Annotated in this window: 24 protein-coding genes; 7 read left to right on the forward strand and 17 right to left on the reverse strand. The window is 62.5% G+C overall.

What is annotated here, in order from left to right; all coding sequences use genetic code 11:
• Position 1: 1 nt before the first annotated feature.
• From AC07E3_RS13710 to AC07E3_RS13725, 4 genes are all read right to left on the reverse strand, one after another.
• Positions 2 to 973 (reverse strand): beta-ketoacyl-ACP synthase III, encoded by a 972-nt coding sequence (locus AC07E3_RS13710; protein WP_223004345.1) that lies wholly within the window; start codon positions 971 to 973, stop codon positions 2 to 4.
• A gap of 9 nt (positions 974 to 982) precedes the next feature.
• Entirely contained in the window at positions 983 to 2,038 is a 1,056-nt protein-coding gene (gene plsX, locus AC07E3_RS13715; protein ID WP_065817703.1) for a phosphate acyltransferase PlsX, read from the reverse strand.
• Positions 2,039 to 2,148: 110 nt separating this feature from the next.
• Positions 2,149 to 2,700: a YceD family protein gene (locus AC07E3_RS13720; RefSeq protein ID WP_478362643.1), complete on the reverse strand. Its 552-nt coding sequence runs from the start codon at positions 2,698 to 2,700 to the stop codon at positions 2,149 to 2,151.
• Between the two features lie 3 nt (positions 2,701 to 2,703).
• Positions 2,704 to 3,252, reverse strand: coding sequence for a ubiquinol-cytochrome C chaperone family protein (locus tag AC07E3_RS13725; protein WP_336065365.1), 549 nt, complete (start codon positions 3,250 to 3,252; stop codon positions 2,704 to 2,706).
• A 125-nt stretch (positions 3,253 to 3,377) separates the two neighbouring features.
• On the opposite strand from AC07E3_RS13725, the gene AC07E3_RS13730 reads away from it, so the two are divergent.
• A complete protein-coding gene (locus AC07E3_RS13730) occupies positions 3,378 to 3,899 on the forward strand; it encodes an outer membrane protein assembly factor BamE (protein ID WP_007007943.1) in 522 nt (173 codons plus the stop codon).
• A 91-nt stretch (positions 3,900 to 3,990) separates the two neighbouring features.
• Here AC07E3_RS13730 and AC07E3_RS13735 read toward each other — a convergent pair whose 3' ends face one another.
• The 12 genes from AC07E3_RS13735 to AC07E3_RS13790 all read right to left on the reverse strand — a co-directional run bounded on the left by AC07E3_RS13735 (position 3,991) and on the right by AC07E3_RS13790 (position 15,977).
• Entirely contained in the window at positions 3,991 to 6,123 is a 2,133-nt protein-coding gene (locus AC07E3_RS13735; protein WP_478362646.1) for a sodium-translocating pyrophosphatase, read from the reverse strand.
• Between the two features lie 204 nt (positions 6,124 to 6,327).
• Entirely contained in the window at positions 6,328 to 7,545 is a 1,218-nt protein-coding gene (locus AC07E3_RS13740; protein WP_065817707.1) for an MFS transporter, read from the reverse strand.
• Positions 7,542 to 8,033: a transcription antitermination factor NusB gene (nusB, locus tag AC07E3_RS13745; protein WP_336065375.1), complete on the reverse strand. Its 492-nt coding sequence runs from the start codon at positions 8,031 to 8,033 to the stop codon at positions 7,542 to 7,544. The genes AC07E3_RS13740 and nusB overlap by 4 nt, the downstream gene beginning before the upstream one ends.
• Before the next feature lies 1 nt (position 8,034).
• On the reverse strand, positions 8,035 to 8,502 hold the full coding sequence (gene ribH / locus AC07E3_RS13750; protein ID WP_478362650.1) for a 6,7-dimethyl-8-ribityllumazine synthase: 468 nt from the start codon (positions 8,500 to 8,502) through the stop codon (positions 8,035 to 8,037).
• Between the two features lie 44 nt (positions 8,503 to 8,546).
• Positions 8,547 to 9,161 (reverse strand): riboflavin synthase, encoded by a 615-nt coding sequence (locus AC07E3_RS13755; protein WP_478362652.1) that lies wholly within the window; start codon positions 9,159 to 9,161, stop codon positions 8,547 to 8,549.
• Positions 9,161 to 10,264: a bifunctional diaminohydroxyphosphoribosylaminopyrimidine deaminase/5-amino-6-(5-phosphoribosylamino)uracil reductase RibD gene (gene ribD, locus AC07E3_RS13760; protein ID WP_478362654.1), complete on the reverse strand. Its 1,104-nt coding sequence runs from the start codon at positions 10,262 to 10,264 to the stop codon at positions 9,161 to 9,163. Before ribD ends, AC07E3_RS13755 begins: the two co-directional genes overlap by 1 nt.
• 2 nt (positions 10,265 to 10,266) lie before the next feature.
• Positions 10,267 to 10,725 (reverse strand): transcriptional regulator NrdR, encoded by a 459-nt coding sequence (gene nrdR / locus AC07E3_RS13765; RefSeq protein WP_025031595.1) that lies wholly within the window; start codon positions 10,723 to 10,725, stop codon positions 10,267 to 10,269.
• Between the two features lie 35 nt (positions 10,726 to 10,760).
• Entirely contained in the window at positions 10,761 to 12,077 is a 1,317-nt protein-coding gene (gene glyA / locus AC07E3_RS13770) for a serine hydroxymethyltransferase (protein ID WP_223004353.1), read from the reverse strand.
• 158 nt (positions 12,078 to 12,235) lie between these two features.
• Positions 12,236 to 13,489 (reverse strand): L,D-transpeptidase family protein, encoded by a 1,254-nt coding sequence (locus tag AC07E3_RS13775; protein ID WP_478362657.1) that lies wholly within the window; start codon positions 13,487 to 13,489, stop codon positions 12,236 to 12,238.
• A 282-nt stretch (positions 13,490 to 13,771) separates the two neighbouring features.
• A complete protein-coding gene (gene ldtR, locus AC07E3_RS13780; protein WP_007007954.1) occupies positions 13,772 to 14,287 on the reverse strand; it encodes a transcriptional regulator LdtR in 516 nt (171 codons plus the stop codon).
• 218 nt (positions 14,288 to 14,505) lie between these two features.
• Complete coding sequence (locus tag AC07E3_RS13785; RefSeq protein ID WP_478362659.1) at positions 14,506 to 14,931, reverse strand: DUF6163 family protein; 426 nt, start codon at positions 14,929 to 14,931, stop codon at positions 14,506 to 14,508.
• On the reverse strand, positions 14,928 to 15,977 hold the full coding sequence (locus tag AC07E3_RS13790) for an enoyl-CoA hydratase/isomerase family protein (protein WP_336065393.1): 1,050 nt from the start codon (positions 15,975 to 15,977) through the stop codon (positions 14,928 to 14,930). Before AC07E3_RS13790 ends, AC07E3_RS13785 begins: the two co-directional genes overlap by 4 nt.
• A gap of 157 nt (positions 15,978 to 16,134) precedes the next feature.
• Here AC07E3_RS13790 and hemB point away from each other — a divergent pair, with 157 nt between their 5' ends.
• The 6 genes from hemB to AC07E3_RS13820 all read left to right on the forward strand — a co-directional run bounded on the left by hemB (position 16,135) and on the right by AC07E3_RS13820 (position 22,118).
• Entirely contained in the window at positions 16,135 to 17,166 is a 1,032-nt protein-coding gene (gene hemB, locus AC07E3_RS13795; RefSeq protein WP_336065395.1) for a porphobilinogen synthase, read from the forward strand.
• 74 nt (positions 17,167 to 17,240) lie between these two features.
• Positions 17,241 to 17,708: an RDD family protein gene (locus AC07E3_RS13800; protein ID WP_336065398.1), complete on the forward strand. Its 468-nt coding sequence runs from the start codon at positions 17,241 to 17,243 to the stop codon at positions 17,706 to 17,708.
• A 55-nt stretch (positions 17,709 to 17,763) separates the two neighbouring features.
• Complete coding sequence (locus AC07E3_RS13805; RefSeq protein WP_478362663.1) at positions 17,764 to 18,399, forward strand: RDD family protein; 636 nt, start codon at positions 17,764 to 17,766, stop codon at positions 18,397 to 18,399.
• A 189-nt stretch (positions 18,400 to 18,588) separates the two neighbouring features.
• Entirely contained in the window at positions 18,589 to 20,385 is a 1,797-nt protein-coding gene (locus tag AC07E3_RS13810) for an SLC13 family permease (RefSeq protein WP_336065401.1), read from the forward strand.
• Between the two features lie 24 nt (positions 20,386 to 20,409).
• Positions 20,410 to 21,156 carry an arginyltransferase gene (locus AC07E3_RS13815; protein WP_223004358.1) on the forward strand — a complete coding sequence of 249 codons (747 nt, stop codon included), beginning with the start codon at positions 20,410 to 20,412 and terminating at the stop codon, positions 21,154 to 21,156.
• A 56-nt stretch (positions 21,157 to 21,212) separates the two neighbouring features.
• Positions 21,213 to 22,118: a DMT family transporter gene (locus AC07E3_RS13820; protein WP_065817720.1), complete on the forward strand. Its 906-nt coding sequence runs from the start codon at positions 21,213 to 21,215 to the stop codon at positions 22,116 to 22,118.
• 21 nt (positions 22,119 to 22,139) lie between these two features.
• Here AC07E3_RS13820 and AC07E3_RS13825 read toward each other — a convergent pair whose 3' ends face one another.
• Entirely contained in the window at positions 22,140 to 24,482 is a 2,343-nt protein-coding gene (locus AC07E3_RS13825; RefSeq protein ID WP_478362666.1) for a Tex family protein, read from the reverse strand.
• Positions 24,483 to 24,791 lie beyond the last annotated feature (309 nt).

Consider the following 24,791-nt stretch of genomic DNA (forward strand, 5'->3'; position numbering starts at 1 on the left):
ACTACCAGCGCACCAGCACCGCGCCCCAGGTAAAACCGCCGCCCATGGCCTCGAGAAGCACCAGGTCGCCCTTCTTGATCTGGCCACGCTCGACAGCCACCGACAGCGCCAGCGGCACCGAGGCGGCAGACGTGTTGCCATGCAGGTCCACCGTCACCACGACCTTCTCCTCGGCAATGCCGAGTTTTTTGGCCGAAGCGTCGATAATGCGCCGGTTGGCCTGGTGGGGGACAAACCAGTCGATGTCCTCCGCGGTGATGCCGGCCTTGGCGAAAACGTCCTCGATCACGTCGGTGATCATACCGACGGCATGTTTGAAGACTTCACGCCCCTGCATGCGCAGGTGCCCCACCGTGCAGGTGGTAGACGGGCCGCCATCGACGTAGAGCTTGTCGCGCTGGCTGCCGTCGGAACGCAGCGACGAGGCGATGACGCCGCGCTGATCCAGTGCCGCTTCGCCATCCTGCGCCTCCAGAACCACCGCGCCGGCCCCGTCGCCGAAGAGCACGCAGGTGGTGCGGTCGGTCCAGTCGAGAATGCGCGAAAAGGTTTCGGAGCCGATCACCAGCATCCGCTTTGCCTGACCGCCGCGAATATAGAGATCGGCGGTGGTGACGGCGTAGACGAAGCCGCTGCACACGGCCTGCATATCGAAGGCGAAGCCACCGGACATGCCGAGCCGCTCCTGGATTTCGACTGCGGTCGCAGGAAAGGTGTTGTTGGGCGTCGAAGTCGCCAGAATGATCATGTCGATATCCGCCGGCGTCAGGCCGGCGCTGTCGAGAGCCGCGCGTGCTGCCGCCTCACCCAGCGATGCCGTCGTCTCGTCCTCCGAGGCGATGTGGCGCTGGCGAATGCCGGTCCGCTGAACGATCCACTCGTCGGTTGTATCGACCAGTTTCTCGAACTCCGCGTTCTTCATGATGCGGCGCGGCAGAGCAGAGCCAATGCCACGCACGACGGATCTAGTCATTACAGCGTCCTATTCATTCACGGCTGCAGCGCCGGCAGCCACCTGCGGCTTGCGGGCGTGATAAAGGTCCAGGGTAGCACGCGTCCTGTCGAGCAGGTGACTGCGCGCCATTTCATATCCAAGCTCGACGGCGGCAGCAAAACCTTCCGCATCCGCCCCGCCATGGCTTTTGACAACGATGCCGTTGAGGCCGAGAAAGACGCCGCCATTCGCCTTGCGCACGTCCATCTTCTCGCCAAGGCGCTGGAATGCGCCGCGTGCGAACAGGTAGCCGATGCGCGCCATCAGCGTACGGCTCATGGCTTCGCGGAGATAGCCGGCAATCTGTCGCGCCGTGCCCTCGGCGGTTTTCAGCGCGATGTTGCCGGCAAAGCCCTCCGAGACCACCACGTCGACGGTGCCCTTGCCGATGTCGTCGCCCTCCACGAAACCCTCATAGCGCATCGTGTTGAGCGCGGCCTCGCGCAGCATGCGCCCGGCCTCCTTGACCTCTTCCTGGCCCTTGATTTCCTCGACCCCCACATTCAGCAGGCCGACGGTCGGCCGGTCGAGATCGAACAGCGCATTGGCCATGGCGGCGCCAAGGATGGCGAAATCAACAAGCTGCTGGGCGTCGGCGCCGATCGTCGCGCCCACATCCAGAACGATGCTTTCGCTGCGCAGGGTCGGCCAGATCGCGGCGATCGCCGGCCGCTCGATATCGGCCATGGTGCGCAGGCAGAATTTCGACATCGCCATCAGCGCGCCGGTGTTGCCGGCGGAGACGCAGGCATCCGCCTCGCCGTTTTTGACCGCTTCAATGGCTTTCCACATGGACGACTTCCAGCGCCCCTGGCGCAGTGCCTGGCTCGGCTTGTCGTCCATCCGCACTGCAACCTCGCAATGCGTGAACTCGCTCACATCCCTGAGGACGGGTAAGCCGTCGAGCACGGGCAAAACGGTGTCCTCGCGGCCATAGATCAGGAAACGGGCGTCAGGACGCCGTTCGATGACCTTGGTCAGACCACGCAGCGTGACCTCGGGACCATGATCCCCACCCATAGCGTCAATCGAAATGCGTACCACGCGTGATGTGCCTCAATGGTTGATCGGGCGCCGGTATCGGCTCAAATGTGCGGCGAAAATAGCGTTTTTGGCCGGTGGCACAACCTCGTTTCGCGCCTTCTTCATGCAATTCAGGACTTTTGTCCGAGCTTTTGCAGGCCCTCATAGAGGGGCCCGGCCTCTTTTGGGGCATCCTCATGCGGTTCGGCAGCCTCCATAACAGCGCCGGGCCTGCGCGGATAGGGGTCAATGCCGAGCGTGAAGAACTCCACCGCCAGCACACCGACATCGATGATGCTGCCGTGAAACGTGTCCGGCATATCCGGGCCTTCCGCGTCCAGCACGAACTCGCCGCCCTCCACCTCGTTGCGCGCAAGCCGCGACCCGTCCGGCACCAGCGTCGCCGACACATCTTCCTCGATGTGGCTCGAGACCGGCTCCAGCGTCACCACACAGGCCTGGGTGATGTCGGCCTCAACCGTGCCGGTAATGCGCACGCCATCGGCTTTCCAGGGCCGCACCGTGAGCTCCGCCGCAAAACGCTCAACGGAAAGGAGATCGTGCTCTTCCGCCAGCGCCCTGCGCTCGGCCGCGTCTGCGCTTATGGAGACCGCCATTCCCTTGCGTGCAAGGCGATGAACGTTCACCTCGTGCGAGATCGGCGTTTTCTTCTTCTCAGGCATGGCTCAATTCTCCCTTTCCGCATCAGGGAATGCAATATCGGCCGCGATCAGGCGCTCCGTCTGCTGGCTTTCCAGCGAGGCCGCAGCGGCAAGCGCGTATCGCGCAATCGGTTCGGCACCCGTCCAGCCCTCGGCGTCCGGGCGGATGTTGCGGCGCAGGGCTGCAGCCAGCGCTTCCACATCGCCCGCGTCAATCGCTTCCCCATAGGCGGCAGCGCGGCCGTAAAACATGCGCGCCAGCTTCTTGATCCGCTTGGGCACTCCCAGATCGCCGATCCCCAGCTCGCGAATCGCATGCTCCACATCGGCGAAGAACACATCGGTGACCTCCTGCGCCACCTCGCGGACGACTGCGCTCTCCTCGTCGCGCACCCGGCGTAGAAACAGAATCATGTTGAGGGCGATCATCTCGAAGCGACCGAGCGGCGTGTCGGGCACCTCCCAGCGTGCATAAAAGACAGGCTGCCGCGAGGCCGCCACGATTCGTTCATACAAGCCGTCGATGACCACACGGCGCGAACGCTGCCCAAAGCCAAACAGCTTCTGGAACATGAGAAATGCCCTCCCTCGGGGCTGGTTTGGGACAGGATCAGGTTGCATCGGCGCTTAAGCTGGTTTACCCGTTTTGCCGGCGGGGACAAGGGCTTTCGCTCGAAAGCCTTCGCGCCGGGGACGCTATGGAGATGTCGTTGCAGGTGAAGAAAATCAACAGTTATCCTGTCGGACGCACAATTTTGGCTGCCGGTCTCGCCGGTGCTGCGGCTGCGTTGTCCGGCTGCAATGTCGCCAACACGCTCGATGCGCGCGAAACGCTCACCCAGGGTTACGTCATTGACGAGCAGGCGCTGGAACTCGTTCCCGTCGGGTCGAGCCGTGAACAGGTGCTTCTGGCACTTGGTTCGCCGTCGACAACGGCGACCTTCGACAACGAAGCCTTCTATTACATCTCCCAGAAACGTGTGCGCGGGGCCGCCTTCATGCGTCCGCGTCTCGTCGAGCAGCAGGTTCTCGCCGTTTATTTCGGCGATGACGAGCGTGTCTCGAAAATCGCCCATTACGGCATGGAAGACGGCAAGGTGTTTGATTTCATTTCACGCACCACGCCGACGGGTGGCAAGGAACAGACCTTTATCGGCCAGATTCTCGCCGGCGCCTCGAAGGGCGGCCCGCCTGCGGGCCTCTTCGGCGGCGGCGGCTGACCGATCACAAATCTCAGGCAACACCTGAAAGCCCGCGAGCGATGCTCGCGGGCTTTTTTCATTGCCGCTATGACAGGCAAAGCCGGCCCTGTCAGTGCGCCAGAACGGCCAGCAGCAGAAGGGCGATGATGTTGGTGATCTTGATCATCGGGTTCACCGCCGGACCGGCCGTATCCTTGTAGGGATCGCCCACCGTGTCGCCGGTCACCGAGGCCTTGTGCGCCTCCGAGCCTTTTTCGTGCCTGATGCCATCGGCATCCACGAAACCATCCTCGAAGGATTTTTTGGCATTATCCCATGCGCCGCCGCCCGCCGTCATGGAGATCGCCACGAAGAGGCCCGTGACGATGACGCCCAGAAGCATCGCGCCGAGCGCGGAGAAGGCCTCGCTCTTGCCGGCGATGGCATAGACAACCGCGAACGCAACGAGCGGCGAGAGCACCGGCAGGAGCGAAGGAACGATCATTTCCTTGATCGCGGCCTTTGTCAGAAGGTCGACCGCCGCACCGTAATCCGGCTTTTCCTTGCCCTCCATGATGCCCGGCTTCTCGCGGAACTGCCGGCGCACCTCCTGTACGATGGCACCGCCCGCGCGGCCAACCGCCGTCATGGAGAGCCCGCCGAACAGATACGGCAGCAGCCCGCCGAAGAGAAGACCGACAACCACGTAGGGGTTGGAGAGCGAGAAATTGACGCTCACACCTTCAAAGAAAGTACCCGGCTCCGCATTCGCGGCAAAGTATTTCAAATCTTCCGTATAGGCCGCGAACAACACCAGCGCTCCGAGCCCGGCGGAACCGATGGCATAGCCCTTGGTCACCGCCTTGGTGGTGTTGCCGACCGCGTCGAGCGCGTCGGTCGTCTGGCGCACTTCGCTCGGCATGTCGGACATTTCGGCGATGCCGCCTGCATTGTCCGTCACCGGACCGAACGCGTCGAGCGCCACCACCATGCCGGCTAGCGCCAGCATCGTCGTCACCGCGATCGCTATGCCGAACAGGCCTGCCAGATTGAACGACAGGATGATGCCGGCAATGATCACGATGGCCGGAAGTGCCGTTGCCTCAAGCGAAACCGCCAGTCCCTGGATGACATTGGTGCCATGGCCGGTCACCGATGCCTGGCTGATGGAACGCACCGGCCGGTAGCCGACGCCGGTATAATACTCGGTGATCCAGATGATGAGGCCGGTCACGCCGAGCCCCACAACGCCGCACCAGAAGAGCGACGTTCCGGTAAACTCGGAACCATTGCTTGCCGAGAAGGCAGTCGAACCGCCGAGCCAGCCCCAGACAATGCCGCCAAGTGCGACGACCGAAAGTGCGGCAGTTGCCCAAAACCCCTTGTAGAGCGCGCCCATGATGGAGTTGTTGGAGCCGAGCTTGACGAAAAACGTCCCGATGATCGACGTCACCACGCAGGCAGCGCCGATGACCAGCGGGAAGAGCATGAGCGTCAGCGCCACCTCGCCGGTGAAGAAGATCGAGGCGAGCACCATGGTGGCGACGACGGTCACCACATAGGTCTCGAACAGATCGGCGGCCATGCCCGCGCAGTCGCCGACATTGTCACCCACATTGTCGGCGATCGTGGCCGGGTTGCGCGGATCGTCCTCCGGAATGCCCGCTTCCACCTTGCCCACCAGATCGCCGCCGACATCCGCACCCTTGGTGAAAATGCCGCCGCCCAGACGCGCGAAGATGGAAATCAGCGAGGCGCCGAAACCGAGCGCCACCAGTGCGTCGATGACGATGCGGTCCGTCGGCGCGTGGCCGAGCGGCCCGGTGAGAACCCAGAAATAGACCGACACGCCCAGCAGCGCGAGACCCGCAACCAGCAGGCCGGTGATCGCACCGGACTTGAACGCGATGTCGAGACCGGCAGCCAGGCTGTTGGAGGCTGCCTGCGCGGTGCGCACATTGGCACGCACCGAAACGTGCATGCCTATGAAACCTGCGGAGGCTGAAAGCACCGCACCGATGAGGAAGCCGATGGCCGCCACGCCGGTGAGAAGCCACCATGCGAGAATGAAAACCACAACGCCGACAATGGCGACAGTGGTGTACTGCCTTGTCAAATAAGCCTGCGCCCCCTCCCGGATTGCGCCGGCGATTTCCTGCATGCGTGCATTGCCCTGATCGGCGGCCAGCACCGACCGGGTTGCCCAGATGGCATAGAGTATGGAAAGCACACCGCAGGCGATGACCACGTAAAGCATGTTCATTGCCAATCTATCCCTTGATTTCGACCCGTAGCTGGAACCCCCTCCCGGGTCACGCTGAAAAGGCCGGCGGCATTCGCGCCCCTCCCGGCCCAATGCGCGCAGCTTGGGCGAAGGCGCGCGGACACGTCAAGCTTGTGCAGGGATAATTTGTCGCAGGGCTGCGCCGGCACGGCCGCCGACGCCCTGTTCTCAAGGGGTTGCGTGTCAGGCAGCCTGCCTGGACCGGCGGCTGAGTGCCATGACACCCAGCGCAAGAAGGCACGAACCGGCGACGGGAATCACGATCCAGGCGAGCATGTTCCAGCCGAACGCATTGTAGATCTGGCCCGACATCAGCGAGGCAAAGGCCGTGGTCGAGAAGAGCAGAAAATCGTGCACACCCTGCACACTGTTCTTTTCCGATGGCCGGTAGCACTCGGCCACCATCGCCGTTGCGCCGATAAAGCCAAAGTTCCAGCCGATGCCAAGCAGGATCAGCGCTGTCCAGAACTGCCATAGCTCGATGCCCGATAACGCCACGATAGCGCAGGCAATGAGCGTCACAAGCCCCGTAGCCACAATGGTTTCCTTGCCGAAGCGCGCGATCAGCCGGCCGGTGATGAAACTCGGCGCGAACATCGCCATCACATGCCAGGAAATGCCGAGCGTCGCCTCGTCAGGCGTGAATCCGCAGCCCACCATGGCGAGTGGCGCACCCGTCATGACGAAGCTCATCAGGGCGTAGGAGGCGACGCCGCAAAAGAGCGAAACCAGAAAACGCGGCTGCAGGAGAATCTGAGACAGCGGCCGGGCCGGCTCGTGACTGTCGAGCGCTGCTGAGGGGGCTTCCTTTGGCAGGCGAAGGAAGGAGAGGATGAAAGACCCCAACAGGCCGAGCACCACCAGAGCGGCGAAAGCCCCGGCAAACTGGATCGGTGCGAACAGGTCACGCGTGTAGATCACGGTCTGCGGGCCAATGATCGCGGCGAAGACGCCGCCGCCCAGCACCCAGGATATGGCTCTGGGCTTGAAATCGGAGGGTGCATTGTCGGCTGCCGCAAAACGGTATTGCTGCAGGAATGCGTTGCCGATTCCGGTCAGCAGGAGACCAAACGCGAACAGCCAGAAACTGCTCTGGAACAGGGCTGACGCAGCAACGAAACCGCCGCTCGCCGTCACCAGACCACCCGCCATGAAGCCGTTGCGACGCCCCACGGCGCGCATCAGGGCGGCAGCGGGAAGCGCGCCAAGCGCGATGCCGACATTGAAGCCTGTGACGGGTGCCGTTGCGAGCGATTTGTCGCTGCCGAGCAGGTAAAATCCGGCAAGACCGCCCATGGAGATGGCAATCGGGGCAGCGGAACCGACGATGGCCTGTGCGGAGGCAAGAATCAGCGCGGTGCGTTTTGCCTCGCGGTACAGGTCATCGCGCGTGCCGGTCATTCCGGGTCTTTCCCCCTGCCCTCATTGCGGCTGCGCCGGGCAACCCGGTCGAGCACGGCATTGACGAGCTTCGGCTCGTCCTCGGTGTAGAACGCCTTGGCGATGTCCACATATTCCGAAACGATCACGGCCACCGGCACATCCTTGCGCCGTGTGAGCTCGTAGACGCCGGCGCGCAGGATGGCACGCAGCGTCGAATCGAGGCGCGACAGCGGCCAGTCTTCGGTCAGCGATTTGCGGATCACCGGGTCGATGGTCTTCTGGTCTTCCACAACGCCGGCCAAAATGGCGCGGAACCACTGCGGATCGGCATCGCGGTAAAGCTCGCCATCGATCTCCTTGCCAAGGCGGAAAAGCTCGTATTCCGCCGTGGTTTCCAGCAGGCCGGTGCCCGCCACATCCATCTGGTAGAGCGCCTGAACGGCTGCAAGGCGGGCTGAACCCCGTTTGTTGGCCGGGCGAAAGCCGTCTGCGGTCGGTTCGGTCACATCAAGCTCCCATGCGCTGCTTGAGCGCAATCATCTTCAGTGCCGCTTCGGCGGCGAAATATCCCTTACCCATGCTTTCGCCGCTGGTGCCCTCGCTCTTCTCGATGCGGGCAAGCGCCTGGGCCTCATTCTCGACGGTCAGGATGCCATTGCCGATAGCAAGATTCTTCTGCACGGCGAGGTCCATCAGCGCGCGGCTCGATTCATTGGCGACCACATCGAAATGATAGGTCTCGCCGCGGATAACGCAGCCGAGCGCCACGTAACCATGATAAAGCGGACCGCCATTGCCTGTCGCGGCGAAGGCAATCGCTGCGGGCACTTCAAGCGCTCCGGGAACCGTTACCACATCATAGGCCGCACCGGCGGCATCCAATGCAGCCTTTGCACCTTCAAGAAGACCATCGGCCAGATGGTCGTAAAAACGGGCTTCGACGATCAGCAGCCTCAGGGGGCGCGCATCGGCCATGGACATTCTCCACACGGCATAAACTCTAAAATGAGAGCGCTGCCTTAAGCCTCTTTGGCGGCATCCGCAAGACGTGCGGCGTATCGCGCCATCGTATCGACCTCGATATTCACCCGGTCGCCCACCTTCCGCTCTCCCCAGGTGGTGACGGAAAGCGAGTGGTGAATGAGCAGAACATCGAACCGCGCGCCGTCAACACGGTTGACCGTGAGCGACGTGCCGTCCAGCGCCACCGAGCCTTTCGGCGCAATGAACTTCGCCAGTTCCTTCGGTGCTTCGAGCACGAAGCGAACCGCCTCGCCTTCATCCTGGCGCTCGACGATTTCCGCCATGCCGTCCACGTGACCCGAGACGATATGTCCACCCAGTTCGTCGCCCACCTTTAGCGCGCGTTCCAGATTGATGCGCTGTCCCTGCTGCCAGTCGGAAACCGTGGTCAGCCGCAGGGCCTCTTCCCATGCCTCGACCTCGAACCAGCGCGCATTCGCGCCCGCTTCTGGCAGTTTCACCACGGTGAGGCAGACACCCGAACAGGCAATGGACGCACCAATATCGATGGTCTCGGGATCGAAATTGGTCTCGATGCGCAACAGCACCCCTTCGTCGCGCGGGGTGACGGACTGCACCACGCCTATGTCTGTGACAATGCCGGTGAACATCAGTCGCCTTTCACATATTCCAGGTACACATCGTCGCCGAACCGCGCCTCGCGCAGCAGGCGAAAACCTTCCGGGATATGGTCGCAATCGACCGGTGCGGCAATCCCGCCAGGGCCGATTTTCGATGGCCCAGTAAAGAGTGCGAGCCGGTCAACCAGCCCTTCCTCAAGGAACATGCGGGCGGTGAAGGCTCCCCCCTCCACCATCAGGGTGAGAACCCCGCGGGCCGCCAGATCTTCCAGAAACTCCGGCAGCGCGATCTCGCCGTCATGGAGCTCGACACCGAGAAAGTCGACGCCCGCCTCGGCCAGTGCCTTTCGGCGCTCCGGCTGGCAGTCTTCCGCCGCTGTCACCAGAACCGGCACATCGCGTGCTGTCCGTGCCAGAGCGGACTGCACGGGCAGTCTGGTCGCCCGGTCGAGCACGACGCGCAGCGGCGAGCGGTGTTCAAGCCCCGGCAGCCGGCAGGTCAGCGACGGATTGTCCGCCAGCGCCGTCCCGATACCGACGAGGATCGCGTCGCTCTCGGCGCGCATCATGTGCACCTGCCGGCGCGACGCGGGGCCGGTGATCGCGACCTGCCCCTCGCCTGTCCGCCCGATCATGCCATCGGCGGATATGGCAAGCTTGAGAATCACTTCTGGCCGTTTCTTCTCGGATCGCGTGAGATATCCACGCAGCATGTCGGCCGCCTCTTCGGCCAGCACACCCTCGACCACCTCGATGCCCGCTTCGCGCAGGATGGCGTAGCCCCTGCCACTCACGCGCGGATCGGGATCGCTCGCCGCCCCCACCACACGGGCGATCCCGGAGGAGACCAGCGCATTGGCGCAAGGAGGGGTGCGGCCGTGATGGGCGCAGGGTTCGAGCGTCACATAGGCCGTTGCGCCACGCGCCGCCTCGCCGGCTTCCGCCAGCGCCTGCGGCTCGGCGTGCGGGCGCCCGCCAATCGCGGTGACGCCCCTGCCGACGATGCGTCCATCGCGCACGATCAGCGTTCCAACGGAGGGGTTGGTGCCGGTCAGTCCGAGATTGCGGCGCGACAGCCGGATCGCAGCGGCCATAAAGCGCCGGTCGAGCTCGCTTGCCGGCCCGCTCTCCATTCTCAGTCCTCTTTGCCCTTCAGCTCGCCCAGCACGTCCTGAAAATCCTTGGCTTCGCGGAAATTGCGGTAGACCGAGGCAAAACGCACATAGGCCACGTCATCCAGCGCCTTCAGCGCATCGATGACAAGCAGGCCGATGTCGTCGGAGGGGATTTCCGTCTCGCCCGAGCTTTCGAGCTGGCGCACGATGCCGGTGACCGCACGTTCCACGCGCTCCGGCTCCACATTGCGTTTTCTAAGCGCGATGTCGAAGGAGCGCATCAGCTTGTCGCGGTCGAACGGCACCTTGCGGCCCGACCGCTTGACCACCACCAGGTCGCGCAGCTGAATGCGCTCGAATGTGGTGAAACGCCCGCCGCAATCGGGACAGGCGCGCCGTCGCCGGATCGCCGCCCCGTCTTCGGCGGGGCGGGAATCCTTTACCTGTGTGTCTTCCGACTGACAGTACGGACAGCGCATATCGGGCCCTTGTTCACGAATCCATTCGTGACTGCTTACCCCAGATAGGGGTAGAGCGGGAAGCGCTCGGTCAGTGCGATCACCTTGTCCTTCACAGCCTGCTCGACCTGGGCGTTGCCCTCATCCGAGTTCGCCGCCTTGAGACCGTCGAGCACCTCGGCGATCAGATGGCCGATTTCGCGGAACTCGGCCGTGCCGAAGCCACGCGTCGTGCCGGCCGGCGTGCCGAGACGGATGCCCGACGTCACGAAAGGCTTTTCGGGATCGAACGGAATGCCGTTCTTGTTGCAGGTGATGTTCGCGCGGCCAAGAGCTGCCTCGGCGCGCTTGCCCGTTGCGTTCTTGGGGCGCAGGTCCACGAGCATCAAATGGTTGTCGGTGCCGCCCGACACGATATCGAGGCCGGTTTCCTTCAGGCTCTCGGCCAAGGCACGCGCATTCGCCACCACATCGCGCGCATAGGTCTTGAATTCCGGCTGAAGCGCCTCGCCCAGCGCAACCGCCTTGGCGGCGATCACATGCATCAGCGGGCCGCCCTGCAGGCCCGGGAACACGGCCGAATTGAACTTTTTCGCCAATGCTTCGTCATTGGTCAGAATCATGCCGCCGCGTGGGCCACGCAGAGATTTGTGCGTCGTGGTGGTGACCACATGGGCGTGCGGCAGCGGCGACGGGTGCTGGCCACCGGCGACCAGGCCGGCGATGTGGGCCATGTCGACCATCAGATAAGCGCCGATCTCGTCGGCGATCTCGCGGAACCGCTTCCAGTCCCAGACGCGTGAATAGGCGGTGCCGCCGGCCAGAATAAGCTTCGGCCTGTGCTCCTTCGCCAGACGCTCCACCTCGTCCATGTCGAGAAGATGATCGTCCTCGCGCACGCCATAGGAGATAGGGTTGAACCACTTGCCGGACATGTTGACCGGTGAGCCATGGGTCAGGTGGCCGCCCGAATTCAGGTCGAGGCCCATGAAACTGTCGCCCGGCTGCAGGAGCGCCAGGAACACGGCCTGGTTCATCTGCGAACCGGAATTGGGCTGCACATTGGCGAACTCGCAACCGAAAAGCTTCTTGGCGCGCTCGATGGCCAGTTCCTCGACAATGTCGACATACTGACAACCGCCATAATACCGCTTGCCCGGATAACCTTCCGCATATTTGTTGGTCAGGACCGTGCCCTGCGCCTCCATCACGGCGCGCGAGACGATGTTTTCCGAGGCGATCAGCTCGATCTCGTGACGCTGGCGGCCAAGTTCCTGACGGATTGCGGAGAAAATGTCCTGGTCGCTGTCTTCGAGCGGTCGGGTGAAGAATGCGTCGGTCTCGCTGGAAGCGGCGGCGGTCGCAATTGCCATGGCGGTGTGTCCCCTTCGATGATGGATCAAATGCGGAAGTGGCGCATCTAGCACTTTTCCCCCGACCTCACCACGCCTGACGGCGAAAATTTATCCTCCAGAAACGAAGCAGCCGCCCGTTTCCGGGCGGCTGCGGCAATTCACCATGGGTGGACGGATCAGAGCGCCGTCGAAATCTGCAATTCGCTCGCCCCGTCCCGTCCATAAATGTCGTCGCGCAGATGCACGGCACCGTCGCCAGTCGACCAGGCGGAGATATAGGTGAAATACACTGGAACAGGATTGTTGAGCGAAACCCGGACATCCTCGTCGTTCTGGATCGTCTGCTCGATGCGCCGGCGGTCCCAGCCGTCGGTCTCCCGCAGGAGCCAGGTGACGAGGTCGCGCACGTTCTGAACGCGTACGCAACCCGATGAATAAAACCGGTCGAGATCGCGGAACAGGCCCTGCTGCGGCGTGTCGTGCATATAGACCGCATGCGGGTTCGGGAAATTGATCTTGATCGACGCCATGGCGTTGATCCGGCCCGGATCCTGGCGGAACCGGTATTTTGCCGCGTCGTCCGTCGACCAGTCCACCGTCAGCGGATCCACTTCGCTGCCGTCCGGCGCGATCAGGCGGATGTTGTTGTCCGTCAAATAGTTCGGGTTCTTGCGCATCAGCGGGATGATGTCCTTGCGGACGATCGAAACGGGCGCATTCCAGTAAGGATTGATGATGATTTCGTTGATCTTGGAATTCAGGATCGGCGTCTGGCGGTCGATCTTGCCGACAATCGCCGTATGACGCAGCATTACGCGGCCATTGTCCACCGCCTCGATTTCAGCAGCAGGGATGTTCACCACCACATAGCGGTCACCAAGGAAACCGGACATGGAGCGCAGCCGAACGAGATTGGTTTCGAGCTGGCCAAGGCGGATTGCTGCAGGAACGTTGAGAGCGGCAAAGGTATGACGCCCGGTCACACCGTCGGCCGGCAGGCCGTGGCGGGCCTGAAAGCGCTTCACGGCAGCATCCACATAGGAATCGAACGACTGCGACATGCCCGCGCGCTCCGAAAGATCGCCCGAGATCATCAGCCGGCGGCGCAGGATCTCCACATTGGGATCGACCACGCCCAGTTCCAGTTTCTTGTCATCGGGAACGCGCGGCCAGCCACCCTGCGAGGCGATGCTGGAATACTCCATGATCGCGCGCTCGACATAGGACACCGTTTCCTGGCTGAAGATGGGGAGGTTGGACGCCACCTTGCCGCCACTGCTCGCCCGCGCGTCGAACTGATCGTTCCAGGCGCCGCGCCGCGGCGAACGGATGATCGCTTCGATCAGGTCCTGGGCACTGGCGGCCCCGGTCATCGCTGCCGTTGCGGCTGCACCGGCACCGGTTAAAAACATGCGGCGGTTCGTCTTCATACGCGTATCCGTGCTCTCTTGGCTCGTCAGCCCCTTCCAGGGTACTGCATGCAGTCCTGCAGCCATACATGCCGCGACTGCGTTAAGAATCCGCGAACCCTGATCAGAAATCGGCGCAAGACGCACCGCGCGGCCTCCATCAGGCTGCATCCCACCGGATTATGACCTTAACGTGACCGTGCGTCACTTTGAGCGCGATAACAAACGCGTAAAGGCCGGCGTCCCGCCACGCCGGCCTTCATTGGCTGCACACCGGCGCGCAGCCAGGTGATCAAGGTGAGACTACATACGGTATGCGATCGAGTCGTTCCAGAAGCGGTCGAGCCGCTGCAGGGCACGATTCATCTGGCTGAACTCGTCGGGGCTGATCCCGCCGACCTGCTCGATGGAGCCGATGTGGCGGTTGTAGAGCCCCTCGACCACCTTGGCGACCTGGGCGCCCTTGGGCGTCAGGCTGATGCGCACCGAACGACGGTCGACGCGCGAGCGCTGATGGTTGACGAAGCCGAGATCGACCAGCTTCTTGAGATTGTAGGAGACGTTGGAGCCGAGATAATAGCCGCGCGAGCGCAGCTCGCCAGCCGTCAGTTCCGTGTCACCGATGTTGAAGAGCAGCAATGCCTGGATGGCGTTGATGTCGCTGCGTCCGTTGCGCTCGAACTCGTCCTTGATCACGTCGAGCAGACGGCGGTGCAGTCGCTCCACGAGCTGGAGAGATTCAAGATAAAGAGAACGCAGTGCATCTTTGCGTTCGTCATTCGTAGCGGCAGGTTTCGCCGCGGGTCGCGAAGTATTCATAACTAAAGCCTCTCGTTTGACGCCGGTGATTTTTGTTTTTTGTCTCACCTTGGCCTGACCCTATCGAATGCTTCTAAAATTCGACTTAAACACTAGCCTTAACAACGCCTTACAAAAGCCGCCCCTGCAAACACGGCTAACAGCCGGTAAACCGGGCTGCGGGCATTCGATGAAAGCTTGAGAGAAGCAGCGGCTGTGGGTGCGGAAACGAAACGGGGCTACTGCATTGCCCTGCGTCTGCTCCGGTAACGGGCGAAGCGCAGGACCGCATAGACAATGGCCACCACAAGATGAAAGCCGATCAGCGGGTAGTTGTGCCCGAAAAGATCAGGCAATACGCCAAACATCACCACTTCCGCGCCCGCGCATAAAAACCAGATCACCGCGCCCCACGGCGCGACCAGCCAGAGGCCAACCGAAGCAAAGGGATAGATGACCGCGAGAATGACGCTCGCGACCTGCCAGTGGACCGGCATGAGGTCGAACCGCCACATAAGACCGGGATAGAAGCCCAGAAGCCGGACCCAGTAGAAAAGCCCCATGATCAGGCAGGCGATCGCGATCAGCCGGTGAAACCCGAAATAGAGACTGTCGAGTTGAGACGGCCGGCTGGACGTTATGCCCGACAGGGTTTCACCATTCACAGCGTCAGTTCCCCGTCGGTCAGCGGTGCGAAATAGGCGTCGATGTCCTCTTCCCGAACGTCGCCCAGCTTTTCAGGCTTCCAGCGGGGCGTGCTGCCCTTTTCAACAAGGACGGCGCGAATGCCCTCATAGAAGTCATGCCCGGCGAGCATCCGGTTAAGGATGCGGAACTCCATCTTCATGCACTCGTCCATCTCCAGCATCGCGCCCGCACGCACCTGGCGGAACGCGACATGAAGGCTGGTGGGCGAGCGTTTTTCGATCGTGGCGAGAGTGTCTTGTGCCCATTCGTCCTGGTCGTCGGCAAGCGATTCCAGAATTTCGGGCAGGCTGCCGAAGGAGAAATGGCGTGCGATCGCATGCACAGTGCCCTCGTCCATCTGCGGTTCTGCCGCGCCATCGAATACGGAGAGCGTCCCATCCACGCTGTCGCTCTCGCACAATGCCTGCATGAGCGCCGGCAGTTGCCCGGCATCGACCGAATGGGTCGCCAGCCCCGCCGCACAGGCATCACCACGGCGAATGCGATTGCCGGTCAGGGCCAGATACATGCCGAACTCGCCCGGCAGGCGCGACAGAAGATGGCTGCCGCCCACATCGGGAAAGAAACCGATCCCCACTTCGGGCATTGCGAAAACCGCATTCTCCGTCATCACACGATGGGAGCCGTGACAGGAGACGCCGACGCCGCCACCCATCACGATACCGTCGATCAGCGCGACATAGGGTTTCGGAAAACGGGCAATCGCGGCATTGAGCCGATATTCGTCGGCGAAGAAGTCAGGACTGGCCCGGCCTTCAAGGCCGGCCCGGTAGACATCCAGAATGTCCCCCCCTGCCGAGAAGGCGCGTCCCTCTCCCCGGATAATGACACGCTCGACCGCGCTGTCCGCCTCCCAGGCAGAAAGCGCCCGCGCAAGCGCGCTGATCATGCGATGATTGATCGCATTCAAAGATGCCGGCCGGGAAAGGGTTACGATGCCGGCACGCCCGACCTGTTCAAACAGGATATCTCCAGCGCCACCGAAATCGACGTTCACGGGCACCCCCAAATCGTTGCAGAAACAGCAAGCCTCACTAGGTGATTATTCGCCGCTACCCGGGCCGTCAATGCTATAAGCGGATGCGACCACAGGACGCCGGACGTCCACTTGGACCCGTTTCGCCTGCGTGATAGAGAGGCGCCATACTGGAGTCGAAGCCGTGAACAAGTTTTCCCGCACCATGAACAGCCCCGCCACACGCCGCAGCGTCGATGAGATTACAGGCAGCCGCCGCCTGCGTCGCACCCGCAAGGCCGACTGGTCGCGCCGGCTGGTGCGCGAGAACCATCTTACGGTCGATGACCTCATCTGGCCGCTGTTTCTCATGGAGGGTGAGAACCGGCAGGAGCCGCTCGAGGCCATGCCCGGCGTCATGCGGCATACGGTCGATCATGCGGTGAGGCAGGCTGAGCGCGCGGCAAGGCTCGGCATTCCCGCGATCGCCACCTTCCCCAATATCGATCCTTCGCGCAGGGATGAAACCGGCTCCCACAGCCTCGATCCGGACAATCTGATCAACCGGGCTACCCGTGCCATCAAGGAGGCGGTGCCGGAGATCGGCATCATCACCGATGTTGCACTCGATCCCTTCACCAGCCACGGCCATGACGGCATCCTGCGCGATGGCGAGATCGTCAACGACGAGACGGTCGCCCAGATCGCCGTGGCCGCTGTCGGTCAGGCGGCGGCCGGTGCCGACATCATCGCGCCCTCCGACATGATGGATGGCCGTATCGGCGCGATCCGCGATGCACTCGACCAGAACGGCTTCCAGAACGTCGCGATCATGTCCTATGCGACCAAATTCGCTTCCGCCTTCTACGGCCCGTACCGCGAAGCCATCGGCACGGGCGGGCTGCTGAAGGGAGACAAGAAGACCTACTACATCGACCCCGCCAACAGCGACGAAGCGTTGCGGGAAGCCGAGCAGGATCTTCTGGAAGGAGCGGACATGCTGATCGTGAAGCCCGGGCTTCCCTATCTCGACATCGTCCACCGCCTGAAGGACACATTCGCCGTTCCGACCTTCGCCTATCAGGTCTCCGGCGAGTATGCGATGATCAAGGCCGCGGCGGCCAATGGGTGGATCGACGGCGAGAGAGCGATGGTGGAGAGCCTCCTCGCCTTCAAGCGCGCCGGTTGTGACGGGGTTCTCACCTATTTCGCGCTCGAAATGGCCGAATTGCTGTGATTTCGCGCTGGAAAGCTTGAAGCGCGCGCCAGGTTCCCCATCTCTGTCATGAACCAATCGAAAGAGGATCGTTTATGACAGCCCGGCCCCTCGACGGCGAAATTCTCGACAATGCACAGGACGACGGTTATCTTTACCGCGGTGTCCGCACGCGCCGTATCCTCGCGTTCTTCATCGACTATCTGCTGATCGGATTGATGATGATCCCCGTTGCGATCATCGTTGCCCTGCTCGGCGTCATGACGCTGGGTCTCGGCTGGCTTCTGTTCGGCATTCTCGCGCCCTTGACCGCCCTCCTCTATGTCGCCTTCACGCTCGGCGGGCGCAGTCAGGCGACGCTCGGCATGCAGTTCATGGATATCCGGCTTGCGCGCCTTGACGGCGGGCGTGTCGATTCGCTGCTTGCGGTTGTTCACACGGTTCTTTTCTGGGCCGGCAACGCGATTCTGACCCCGCTCATCCTTCTGGCAAGCCTGTTTCTCGACCACAAGCGCACGGTCCACGACCTGCTCCTCGGCACCGTCGTTGTTCGGTCAAACTGAACACCCCTAAAGGTTGCATTATTAACGGTTATATATATTTTAGGTTTATCAAATCGTGATAACCCGGTATCGTGGTGTCTTTCAGAACACCAACGATATTGCGAGTGATTTGATGACCGATACATTTCAAGAATACCATCCAGACGAAACGCTCCCCAACGGTCGGGCAACGGACATTTCCCTGCGCCAGGGCCGATGGCTCCACGTCCGGCGCGTGCTGGCATTTCTCATGGACTACGCGCTTTACGTAGCCTTGGCCCTGGTGCTGACCGTGGTTGCGACGATGCTGATGGAAAACCTGACCGGGATAGCGGCATCCGATGGACGCGTGGCACCGGCGTTTTCTCAGCAGAGCCTCAATTTCTTCTACACGCTTTCTGCAGGCCTTGCCTCGTTGACCACACTGGCCCTTGTCATGGTCTATGTATCCGTTACGCTGGGCGGACGCCGCCAGGCAACACTTGGGATGCGCGCTCTTGGATTGCGACTGGAGCGCCTCGACAACAGCAAAATCACCGGCCGTTATGCGGTTGCTCATCTTCTTCTGTTTCTGGTGACCTCAGCAGTCTTCACGCCGCTCATCCTGCTCGCCCCCTTCTTCCTGACCAACAGGCAGGCGTTGCACGACCGGCTGCTCGACATCGTGATGCTGGGATCGGAGCACAATCTTCCCCCCGATGCGCAGTCCTGACTGCGCATCGACATAAGAGACAAGCAAATTCCTTTCTCGGACGAGCCATCCAGCCTCGCTGATTTGCCCGCCTTTTGTCGGCGTGAGACAAATCCATGCTTGCGGCGCGCCTGCCCGTGCTTATTCTCCTCAACGATGAGCAGGCGCAGACCGTCGCCTGCGGGGACAGTCTCAAGCAGCGGGACCTGAATGGCCGATTTCCATCTCTGGGCGACCTACGCGATCATTCTCGCAACCGTCGCCGCCTATGTCAGCGAGCGCTTTACGCTGGAGATCGTCGCTCTTGGCAGTCTGGTCGCCTTTCTGGCACTCTTCGCTTTCATCCCCTATGAGGCGTCCGGAGGCCTGCCGCCCGAAGAGCTCCTGTCGGGCTTCGCCAATCCCGCGCTGGCAACGGTCCTGGCACTCCTGATTGTCGGTCAGGGCCTGTTTGCCACCGACGCGCTCGACAAGCCGGCCCGCATTCTCGCAAAATCCGCCGGCAGTTCGAGCACGCGAACCATCATCATCACGCTCATCACGGCGGCGATGCTGAGCGCGATCCTCAACAACACACCGGTGGTGGTCATCTTCATTCCGGTGCTGATCGTCTTCGCCGCGCAGCGCAACTTCCCGGTTTCCAAGGCGCTGATGCCGCTTTCCTTCATGACCATTCTGGGCGGCATGACGACGCTGATCGGCTCCTCGACCAATCTTCTGGTGGCCGGGGTCGCCGGCAAGGCGGGCCTGACGATCGGTTTCTTCGACATCACCATGCCCGGCCTGCTTCTGGCGGCGGCGGGTGCGCTCTATGTCTTTTTCGTCATGCCGCGCATCCTGCGCGATTCAAGCAGCGAAAAGACCTTCCGGCAGATGCAGTCCGGCACGCAGTTCATCGGTGAGATTCGCATCGTGCCGGGTCATCCCTTCATTGGTAAGGAATCGAAAGCCGGACTGTTCCAGGGGCTCGGCGACCTGACGCCGCGCCTTATCGTCCGGCGCGGGATGAGCTTTCACCCTCCCTTCGAGAATGTGGTTCTGTCGGAAGGCGACCGTCTCATGGTGACGGCCACCCGCCGCGCCTTCACGCAGGCGCTTTCCCACGGGGCAGCGGGACACATCGCCGAAGCGGAGACGGCAACGGTCGGTCCCGACTATCACATTGCCGAAGCCGTCATACCGCCAGGCTCGCGCCACGCCGGGCGCACGATCCGCAACGCCGGTATCGAGACCGAACACAGTGTCCACATGCTCGGTGTGCAGCGCAAAAGCCGGATGGGACGCACGCCGGTCTCCGATATCCGGCTCGAACCCGGCGACACCATTCTCGTGGGAGGCACCGACCGCGCATTCGAGGATCTGCGCGAAAGCCACGATCTCCTTGTCCTCGAATGGTCAGCCGAGCCGGTTCCCCAGCGCCGTAAGGCCTGGATCGCTTTCGTCATTTTCGCCGGAATCGTCATTACGGCAGCGCTCGACATCGCCCCCATCGTCGCCACGGCCGTTGCCGGCGCCTTCGCCATGATCGCCACGGGCTGTCTGACGCTTGCACAGGCTGGCCGTGCCTTTGACCGGCAGATTTTCCTTCTGGTGGGCTCGGCCATTGCCGCCGCCACGGCGCTGGAACGCACCGGCGGTGCACAGCTCATCGCCGACGGAGCGGTGGCGGCACTTCAGGGCCAGTCCCCCGCAATCATCCTGTCGGGCTATTTCGCGGTGGTCGCCATCCTGACCAATTTTCTCTCCAACAATGCCACCGCCGTCTTGTTCACCCCCATCGCCCTGGGAATCTCCTCGGCCATCGGTGTGCCTCCGGAGGCGTTCATCGCCGCGACGATCTTTGCCGCCAACTGCTCCTTCGCGACGCCGATCGGTTACCAGACAAACCTGATGGTCATGGGCCCCGGCCACTATTCCTTCCGCGACTTCATAAAGGCGGGCATGCCGCTGGTGGCGATAATTTGGTTGACGTTTTCGTTTGTCGGGCCATGGTATTATGGGCTTTAGGATCAGGAGTGACGCCCTACCGACATGACGCAGCAACCCGCCCAATCGCCGCAGTTCTTTCTAACCGCGCCTTCACCCTGCCCTTATCTGGAAGGGCAGTTCGAGCGGAAGGTCTTCACCCATCTGGTCGGTGACAAGGCACCCGAACTGAACGATTTGCTGACCCAGGGCGGTTTCCGCCGCTCGCAGAACATCGCTTACCGCCCCGCCTGCGAAACCTGCCGCGCCTGCGTTTCCGTACGCATCCTCGCGCAGGAGTTCCAGCCGACGAAGAACATGAAGCGCATTCTCAGGCAGAATGCCGACCTCATCGGCACAGCCCATGATGCGGAACCTTCCACCGAACAGTACACGCTGTTCCGTTCCTACCTCGACGCCCGCCACAAGAAAGGCGGCATGTCGGACATGACCGTGCTCGACTATGCGATGATGGTGGAAGACACGCATGTGAGCACGCAGGTGATCGAATACCGCCGCCGCGGACCCGACAGTTTCATCACCGGCAAGGGCGAAGGCGAGCTGATGGCCGTGGCCCTCACCGATACGATGGGAGACGGGCTGTCGATGGTCTATTCCTTCTTCAACCCGGAGCTTACCGACCGTTCGCTCGGCACCTTCATGATCCTCGACCATATCAACCGTGCAATCGCCGCCGGCCTGCCGCATGTCTATCTCGGCTACTGGGTCAATGGCTCGCGCAAAATGGCCTATAAGGTGCGTTTCAAGCCACAGGAGCACCTGGGCCCGCAGGGGTGGGAACGCGTCGACTGAAGGTCGCATCCACCGCACCCGCCTGCATCCGACACGCCGTCCCGGAAGGGTCCTTCATGCCCACTCCCTCGCCATCTTCCCACGCCAAGGGACTTGCGCTGACCGCTTTTGGCGGCATGGCGCTCACCATCGACATTCCGCTGATCCGGCTGGCCGATGGCGACCCCTGGCCGATCCTGATGGTGCGCAGCGCCTTGACGGTCGCGGTGGCGCTTATCGTATGGTTCGTGTGGCGTCTTTTTACGCGCAATGTCCCGCCGCTCGTCCCCGGTCGTGTGGGCCTTGTGGTCGCCGCCCTTTATGCGCTTTCGGCACTCTGCTTCATCACCGCCGTCTACAACACCTCTACCGCCAATCTTGTGTTCATTCTTGCCTTCAACTCCATGTTTGCCGCGCTTCTCTCATGGTTGTTTCTCAAGGAAAGACCAAGACCCGCCACGCTGATAGCCATGGGCGTTATGCTGATCGGTGTCTTGATCATCGTCGGCGGCGGCATCGGGGCCGGCAATCTGTTCGGTGACGTGATGGCGCTGAGCGCTGCATTCCTGCTGGCGACCGCGATCACCATCACGCGCGGCAGCGGTCGCGACATGGGGTTTGCCGCACTCGTGGCGGTGGCGCTTCCCTGCCTTGTGGCCGCGATCATGACAGCCAGGACCGGTTATCGGATCGAAGCGCCCTGGTGGATCATCCTCAACGGTGCGGTGATCATGCCGATCTCGTTCTTCTGCCTGTCCAACGGCCCCAAATACATTTCAGGGCCGGAAGTGGCGATGTTCTATCTTCTCGAAACGGTTCTGGCGCCGGTCTGGGTGTGGCTGATCTTTTCCGAGGTGCCGAGCCGCGCCACCCTCATCGGCGGCACGATCCTCATCGTCACACTGGTCGCGCACTCGCTGTGGCAACTCCATTCAGGCCGCAAGCGGCGATTGGCGCAAGGCGTGGTGCGTCACCCGCTGTGAGGGCGGAATGACGAACGCCCTTTATTTCTTCTTCATGGCCTGAGCAAGCGCTGCGGCCAGCGCGCCCTGCGGTTCGCTGCCACGCCCGCCCGGTTTGCCGCCGCCATTGCGTGGCATCGCGGTACGGGCGGGCTTACCCTGGTCGCGCGGTCGACCGGCACCGGCTCCTGCGCCTGCGCCGGCCCCAGCTGCGCTGCCGCCATCCTTGCGCATGGAAAGGCTGATGCGCTTGCGCTTGATGTCGACCTCAAGCACCCGCACCTTTACCACGTCTCCGGCCTTCACCACCTCATGAGCATCCTTCACGAAGCGGTCGGCAAGCTGCGAGACATGCACGAGCCCGTCCTGATGCACGCCTATGTCAACGAAGGCGCCGAAGGCGGCGACATTGGTCACCGTGCCTTCAAGGCTCATGCCGGGCTTCAGGTCCTTGATGTCGTCAATTCCTTCGGCAAACGTCGCCGTGCGGAAGGCCGGGCGCGGGTCGCGCCCCGGTTTCTCCAGTTCGGCGATGATGTCGCGCACCGTCGGCAGGCCGAAACGCTCGTCCACGAAGACGCGCGGATCGAGCGCCTTGAGCGCCTCGGCATCGCCCATCAACGCGCGCACGTCGCGCCCGCATGAGGCGACGATCTTGCGGGCAACGCCATAGGCTTCCGGGTGGACGGATGACGCGTCGAGCGGCTCTGTACCGTTCTGGATGCGCAGGAAGCCGGCACATTGCTCGAAAGTGCGCTGTCCGAGCCGCGCCACCTCCAGAAGCTGCTTACGGCTTGAAAAAGCGCCATTGGCATCCCGATGCGCGACAATCGCCTCGGCGATCGATTCACCAAGGCCGGAAACCCGCGCCAGAAGCGATTTGGAGGCCGTGTTCAGATCGACACCGACCGCATTCACCGCGTCTTCCACCACCGCGTCGAGCGCCCTGGCCAGACGATACTGATCCACATCGTGCTGATACTGGCCGACGCCGATGGATTTCGGCTCGATCTTCACCAGTTCCGCCAGCGGGTCCTGCAGGCGGCGGGCGATGGAGACGGCACCGCGCAGCGACACGTCGAGATTGGGGAACTCGGCCGCCGCCGTGGGCGAAGCCGAATAAACCGAGGCCCCCGCCTCCGAAACCACGACCTTGAGCGGCTTTGGCGCGGGCATGTCGGAGAGCATGTCGGCGACCATCTTCTCCGTTTCGCGGCTGGCCGTGCCGTTGCCGATGGCGATGAGTTCGATGCCATGCTTGCGGATCAATGCCGAAAGCGCCGCCTGGCTGCCGCGCAGATCGTTGCGCGGCGGGAACGGGTAGACCGTTTCCGTGTCGAGCAGCTTGCCCGTGGCATCCACCACCGCCACCTTGACGCCGGTGCGGATGCCGGGATCCAGCCCCATCGTCGCGCGGGTGCCGGCGGGGGCTGCCAGAAGCAGGTCCTTCAGATTGCGGGCGAACACGTTGATCGCCTCTTCCTCGGCCCGCTCGCGCAGATCGCGCATCAGGTCGAGGGTGAGATGCAGGAAGAGTTTTACACGCCATGTCCAGCCGGCCACCTCCATCAGCCATTGGTCGCCGGGAAGCTGCCCGCCGATCTCATAGGCTGCCGCGATCATGCGCACCGCCGGTTTCAACGGGCTGGTGTCGTCCGTATCCACTTCCAGGTCGAGCGCCAGAACGTCCTCATTGCGACCGCGCAGCATGGCCAGTGCGCGGTGGCTCGGTACGCCCGCCCAGCGCTCTGAATGATCGAAATAGTCGGAAAATTTCGCGCCCGCCTCTTCCTTGCCCTCGACAACCCGGGCGCGCAGGACGGCGCGTTCCTTCATGTGGTTGCGCAACTGCCCGACCAGATCGGCGTTTTCCGCAAACTGTTCGGCCAGAATGTCGCGTGCGCCCTCAAGCGCCGCCTTCTCGTCCGGCACCTCTTCGCCCAGATAGTCCTTTGCGATATCCGCCGGCACTTTCGAGCGGTCGGCCAGAATGGCCTCTGCCAGCGGCCCCAGCCCGCGTTCACGCGCGATCTGCGCCTTGGTGCGCCGCTTGGGTTTGTAGGGAAGGTAGATGTCTTCGAGCTCCGCTTTTGTCGCTGCGGTTGCGATCTTCGTCTCCAGCTCCGGCGTCAGCTTGCCCTGCTCGCGGATGGACCCGAGGATCGTGTCGCGCCGCTGATCGAGCTCGCGCAGATAGGAGAGCCGCTCGGAGAGCGTTCGCAGCTGCGTGTCGTCGAGCCCGCCGGTCACCTCCTTGCGGTAGCGCGCGATGAACGGAACGGTCGCCCCCTCATCGAGGAGGCCTATGGCAGCCTCGGCTTGCTCCGGGCGGGCGCTGATCTCGTTGGCGATGAGGGTGGCAATGCGTTTGGCGTCTGCGGACATGGAATTTCCTGAATCGATTGGTGCGGCGAAGATAGTGTCATTCGCCGCAGCCTGCCGCTCACAAGAAGCGCTTTTCCACAATCGCGGACGTGAAGGGACAAGGTGCGCTAAGAGGGAGTGCGTCCTTCGACAAGCTCAGGATGAGGAGGGATGGAGCGCGCCATCAAGGTAGACGTTGCGAGCACTTCCTCCTTCGGTCAGAGAAGTCGAGCTGGCCTGCTGCCGGTTTTTCGGACACGAGGTTAAGCTAACATAGCTCGCTCCTCGAACTCCACGGGGCTCAGATAGCCCAGTGTCGAGTGCCTGCGC

Source organism: Nitratireductor lacus (genome assembly GCF_056431025.1).